Genomic DNA, 5,989 nt, shown 5'->3' on the forward strand with positions numbered 1-5,989 from the left:
TTTTTCAGAGTTTCCCTTACTTCTTCACCGGCACGATGTCCATAATCTGGCCATTGACCTTCTGGAAACGCACGTACTTGTCGTTAATCTTTACCCATTCGCTTTCCTTGGCGGGTGTTTCCAGGCCTTTACTTTTCCAGTCCTTCACTTCCAGGTCGCTGCGGCGATATTTTTCCGGAACGCGGGAGCCTACTTCCAGCTCATGGGCGTTGTCCTTGGATTCGGTGACTTTCGGGTCCGCCGTCTCTGCGTGAGCGGGCAGGGTGACGGCGGAGAAGCAGCCGAGCAAGGTCATGCAGGCGATCAACGATTTGCTATTCATGTAAAGACTCCCAGTCTTTGGTATCAGGCGATGGCTTAATGCCTCGTAACAACTGGGACCCTCACGTTTGCAAATCATTCGATCGGGTTTGCCGCGCTTAGCCTTGCAGGGTCTGGGCGATGGTTACAGAGAGCCTGGTGGTCGGACGACCGATCAGTGCGCTCAACTGGTGACTGTTATCGAACAGCGCGCCTTTGGCTGCGGCCGCGTCGGAATCAGCCAGCAACTGCGCAACGAAGTCTGGCAAGCCTGCCTGGATCAGCGCGGCTTTGAATTCGGCTTGCGGCAGGTTGACGTAAGGCAGAGTCTTGCCGGCCTGCTTTGAAAGCTCGGCAGCGAACTCAGCAAGTGTGTAGGAATCGTCACCAGCCAGCTCGTACACGCGACCGCTCTGATCCTCGCCGGAGGTCAGCAGCACCGCCGCAGCTTCAGCGTAATCGAGGCGCGACGCCGAACTGATGCGGCCCTCGTCGGCACAGCCCATGACCGCGCCATGGTCCAGCGCGCCGGGAATGCCTGCTGTGTAGTTTTCGGTGTACCAGCCATTGCGCAGCAGGACATAAGGCAGCCTGCTGTCGCGCAGGTAATCTTCGGTTTCGCGGTGCTCTCTGGCCAGGCCCAGTGCCGAGGCGTCTGCATGCAGAACACTGGTGTAAGCCAGCAGTTTGACCCCGACGCGTTTCGCCGCATCAATCACGGCCTTGTGCTGCGGCAGGCGCTGGCCCACTTCGCTGGACGAAATCAGCAGCACTTTGTCGGCACCGGCAAACGCGTTGTCCAGCGTCGACGGCTGCGAATAGTCGGCATGACGAACTTGAATGCCCTTTGCCGAGAGGTCACTGGCCTTTTCCGGGCTGCGGACTGCGGCAATGATCTGCCCGGCAGGTACACGAGTGAGCAGCTGTTCAATGACGATACGGCCAAGCTGGCCAGTGGCACCGGTGACAACGATCATGGAAGGATTCCTTGAATCAGGTTGAAAGGAAGCGCCAGCATAGTCATCATGCTTACCTTTCGTAAGTACGTACAAAAAGGTAAGTGTCATGAGTGAATCTGCCTCGCGTCCACAGTCTGAAACGGTCGAGTCCATGCTGGCCTTCGTTCGTCAGGGGCAGGTACTGGCCACTGATTGCCCTTCACGGATTGTGCTCAACCATGTTTGCAGCCGTTGGGGCGTGCTGGTGCTGGTGGTTTTGCGCGGCGGCATGCATCGTTTCAGCGAGGTGCGGCGCAAAATTGGCGGGGTCAGCGAGAAAATGCTCGCGCAAACCCTGCAGCACCTGGAGCAGGACGGCTTCGTCAGCCGCAAGTCACTGCCGGTGGTGCCGCCGCATGTTCAATACCGGCTGACCCCGATGGGCGAAGAAGTCGCCTTGCAGGTTGAAACACTCGTTACCTGGATCGAGACCAATCTGCCGCGCATTATGCAGGCCCGTGAAGCGTCGAATACGCTGCAGATCACGCCCGAATGAGTCTTTTCTGACAGATTTTTCATCCTGCGATTGTCGGCTTGATCGCCTGCAATCAGCCGCTTCTTGGTATGGTGCGCGCCGAAATCTTTATATACACGTTTAGTTGCGCCGTTTGCCCTTCACCGAGAAGCTGTAGAAATGCCCAATCCAATTCCCCTGAAAGACCACGAAAAAGAGACGCGGCTGGTCAATCAGCGCCTGATTGCCTGCGCGGTGCTGGTCGGCCTGCTGGCTGCCTGTCTGGTCGCGCGCATGTATTTCCTGCAAGTCACCGAGTTCGACTATCACTCGACCATTTCCGAAAACAACCGTGTTCACGTGCTGCCGATCCCGCCCGAGCGCGGTTTGATCTTTGACCGCAATGGCGAAGTGCTCGCTGACAATCGCCCCAGTTTCAACCTGACCCTGACCCGTGAGCGCGCCGGTGACTGGCACAAGGTGATCGATGAACTGATGACCCTGCTGGAGTTGCCCGACGAAGACCGGATTCTGTTCGACAAGGAACTGAAACAGGTTCGCCACCCGTTCGAGCCCGCAACCCTGCTGTATGAGCTGACCGAGGAGCAGATCGCCATACTGGCGGTCAATCAGTACCTGCTACCGGGCGTGGATGTGGCAGCGCAGTTCGTTCGTCACTACCCGTTGGGCGCGCATTTTGCTCATTCGATTGGCTATGTCGGGCGTATCAACGAAAAAGAAGCGTCGCATCTCGACAACGAATATCGCGGCACTCAATCCATCGGCAAGACCGGTATCGAGCGCTTCTACGAATCCGAGCTGCACGGCCACGTAGGCTACGAAGAGGTCGAAACCAACGCCCAAGGCCGCGTGCTGCGGGTGCTGAAACATACTGACCCGGTGCCGGGCAAGAACATCACCCTCACGCTGGACGCGCATTTGCAGGCCGCAGCGGAAAACGCTCTGGGTGATCGACGTGGTTCGGTGGTTGCGCTGGACCCGGAAACCGGCGAAGTGCTGGCGATGGTCAGCAAACCAAGCTTCGACCCCAACCTGTTCGTCACCGGCATCAGCTTCAAGCAGTACGCTGCGCTGCGCGATTCCATTGACCGGCCGCTGTTCAACCGGGTGCTGCGTGGCCTTTACGCACCGGGCTCGACGGTCAAGCCGGAGGTGGCGATTGCCGGTCTCGACAGCGGTGTGGTCACAGCCTCGACCAAGGTCTTCGACCCCGGTTATTTCCAGCTGCCGGACTTCGACCACAAATACCGTAACTGGAACCACAGCGGCGATGGCTGGGTGGATATGGACACAGCGATCATGCGTTCCAATGACACCTACTTTTACACTGTCGCGCACAAGCTCGGCATCGACTGCCTGCACGACTACATGACCATGTTCGGCATCGGTCAGAAGGTCTCGCTGGACATGTTCGAGGAATCGACCGGGCTGATGCCGTCCCGCGAATGGAAGCGCGCTACACGCCGCCAGGCGTGGTTCCCGGGCGAAACGGTGATTCTCGGCATTGGCCAGGGCTACATGCAGGTCACGCCATTGCAACTGGCTCAGGCAACGTCACTGATTGCCAGCAAAGGCGTCTGGCATCGACCGCACCTGGCGATGGAAGTAGGCCACGACGTGCCGCTTGATGAGCACCCGATGCCAAACATCGTGCTGCGCGATCCCAACGAATGGAATCAGGTCAACACCGGCATGCAGATGGTCATGCACGATCCGCGCGGCATTGCGCGCGATGCCGCCAAGGGCGCGCAGTACCGCATCGCTGGCAAAAGCGGTACGGCGCAGGTGGTGGCGATCAAGCAGGGTGAGCGTTACAACCGTCTGAAGACGCTGGAGCGTAACCGTGACAACGCCTTGTTCGTCGGCTTCGCGCCAGCCGATCATCCGAAGATCGTGGTGTCGGTGACCATCGAGAACGGCGAAGCGGGCGGTCGAGTCGCGGGCCCTGTGGTCCGGGAAATTCTCGATGCCTGGCTGCTCGACAGCGAGGGCAAGCTCAAACCGCAATACGCAGTCCCTGCTAAGGCGCCGGGCAACCCGCACGCCTGAATTGTTTGCCAATGCAAACTGTCTGACCGAGCCCTGAACAGGGCTCAGGTTTTCTGAACTGTCGAGAATTCATCGGGTCGACCACAACAGGTGTAGCAGAGCGCTGCGCGCGTTTTACCGAATTCATTATTGCCTCGACAAGGAACCCCTAATGTCCAAGACCATCGCCGACCATCTTGCGCAAACCCTCGCAGCGGCAGGTGTTTCCCACATCTGGGGGGTGTCCGGTGACAGCCTCAACGGCCTGACCGACAGCCTGGAACGCACCGATTCGATTCGCTGGATGCACACCCGTCATGAAGAAGTCGCAGCCTTCGCCGCCGGTGCCCAGGCGGCATCCAGCGGCAAGCTGGCGGTCTGTGCAGGCAGCTGCGGACCGGGCAACCTGCACCTGATCAATGGCCTGTACGACTGCCATCGCAACCGCGTGCCGGTGCTGGCAATTGCTGCGCACATTCCTTCCTCGGAAATCGGCCTGGATTACTTTCAGGAAACCCACCCGCAGGAGCTGTTCAAGGAGTGCAGCCACTTCGTCGAACTGGTCAGCAACCCCGAGCAATTCCCCCGTGTGCTGGAACGTGCCATGCGCGCGGCGATCAGCCAGAAAGGTGTTGCCGTTATCGTCTTGCCCGGCGATGTAGCGCTCAGCGAATCCCCTGATGTAGCTGCGAAATGGATTGAGCCCACGCCGCCAGCTGTCGTCCCGGCAGACAACGACTTGCAGTCGATGGCCGACATGCTCAACGACTCGAAAGCCGTGACCTTGCTGTGCGGTGCAGGCTGTGCAGGTGCTCACGAGCAGATTCTTGCACTGGCCGATACGCTGGGCGCCCCCATTGTTCATGCCTTGCGTGGCAAGCAGCACGTTGAATACGACAACCCGTTCGACGTCGGCATGACCGGCCTGATCGGCTTCAGCTCCGGCTATCACGCCATGCTGTCCTGCGACACGCTGGTGATTCTCGGCAGCAGCTTCCCATATCGGAATTTCTACCCGGAAAAAGCCAACATCATCCAGATCGACCTCGACCCTACACAGTTGGGTCGCCGCACGCCGGTGGCGCTCGGTCTGGTCGGCGGGGTACGGGAAACCCTCGACGCATTGCAGCCAAAACTCAAGCCGCACGCCGACCGCCGCTTCCTCGACAAGGCCCTCAAGCACTACGCCAAGGCCCGTGAAGAGCTGGACGAACTGGCCACGCCTACGCCAGACGGCACGCCTATTCACCCGCAATACCTCACTCGATTGGTCGACGAGCAAGCGGACGCTGATGCAATCTTTACCGTCGATGTAGGCACGCCAACGCTGTGGGCCGCACGCTACCTGCACATGAACGGCAAGCGCAGTCTGCTCGGCTCGTTCAACCACGGCTCGATGGCCAACGCTTTGCCACAAGCTCTGGGGGCCAAGGCCGAACATCCGGATCGTCAGGTGGTGGCGTTGTGTGGCGATGGTGGCCTGTCGATGTTGTTGGGAGATCTGCTGAGCATCCGCCAACTGAACCTGCCGATCAAAATGGTGGTGTTCAACAACAGCTCGCTGGGCTTTGTCGACATGGAAATGAAAGCCAGTGGCTACGTGCCGCACGGTACCGACCTGCATGAAACCAATTTCGCCGGGATTGCCTTGGGCGCAGGCATTCTCAGCCTGCGTGTCGAGGATGCCGAAGAGTTGACTGCCGCCTTGCGCAAGGCGTTCGATCATCCCGGTCCGGTGCTGATCGACGTGGTCACTGCCAAGCAGGAGCTGGGCATCCCGCCGAAAATCAAGCTGGCCCAGGCCAAGGGCTTCAGCTTGTACATGATGCGCGCGATCATGAGCGGGCGGGGCAGTGAGGTGCTGGAGCTGGCGAAAACCAACCTGCGTTAATCAATTATAAAAACGTATGGGTTTAATAGAAAAAAAGTTGCAACTTCTCTCTATCGAGATTGTCATCGCTGTTACAGGTGACACTCTCGGTGTTTTATATTTATCTTCTCATCATGACCGCCCCAGGCGGCGGTCATTTCTTTGCGGATCCAAACTTCCCACGCCCTCTGCTTTATCAAGTTCGCTATTTGAATTAACAAATTCAAATAGTGGGTAAAGCTTCCCGGAAGGCAGCCGAGACAGTGATACGGAAACAAGGCCGGCTACGGCAGGCTGATAAGGAAGCTCCGAGCAAGG

General features: G+C 58.6%; 6 protein-coding genes. 3 read left to right on the forward strand and 3 right to left on the reverse strand.

The annotated features are described in order from the left end of the window. Positions 1-16 precede the first annotated feature (16 nt). Positions 17-322: an RcnB family protein gene (locus ALO64_RS05405; RefSeq protein ID WP_002553806.1), complete on the reverse strand. Its 306-nt coding sequence runs from the start codon at positions 320-322 to the stop codon at positions 17-19. Positions 323-419: 97 nt separating this feature from the next. Then, entirely contained in the window at positions 420-1,277 is an 858-nt protein-coding gene (locus ALO64_RS05410; protein ID WP_044345459.1) for an SDR family oxidoreductase, read from the reverse strand. Positions 1,278-1,365: 88 nt separating this feature from the next. Between ALO64_RS05410 and ALO64_RS05415 the strand changes: the two genes are divergently transcribed. The 3 genes from ALO64_RS05415 (at position 1,366) to poxB (ending at position 5,692) form a co-directional block, all read left to right on the forward strand. Further along, a complete protein-coding gene (locus tag ALO64_RS05415; RefSeq protein WP_005733545.1) occupies positions 1,366-1,794 on the forward strand; it encodes a winged helix-turn-helix transcriptional regulator in 429 nt (142 codons plus the stop codon). 138 nt (positions 1,795-1,932) lie between these two features. After that, complete coding sequence (gene mrdA / locus ALO64_RS05420) at positions 1,933-3,822, forward strand: penicillin-binding protein 2 (protein WP_044345460.1); 1,890 nt, start codon at positions 1,933-1,935, stop codon at positions 3,820-3,822. Between the two features lie 151 nt (positions 3,823-3,973). Next, the gene (gene poxB, locus ALO64_RS05425) at positions 3,974-5,692 is read left to right on the forward strand and encodes a ubiquinone-dependent pyruvate dehydrogenase (RefSeq protein WP_044345461.1); all 1,719 of its coding nucleotides are present in this window, start codon (positions 3,974-3,976) and stop codon (positions 5,690-5,692) included. A gap of 111 nt (positions 5,693-5,803) precedes the next feature. On the opposite strand, the gene ALO64_RS25895 is transcribed toward poxB, so the two are convergent. Then, on the reverse strand, positions 5,804-5,989 hold a 186-nt coding region (locus ALO64_RS25895), incomplete at its 5' end, for a hypothetical protein (RefSeq protein WP_217996266.1).

The organism is Pseudomonas meliae (assembly GCF_001400515.1).
Classification (GTDB): Bacteria; Pseudomonadota; Gammaproteobacteria; order Pseudomonadales; family Pseudomonadaceae; genus Aquipseudomonas; species Aquipseudomonas amygdali.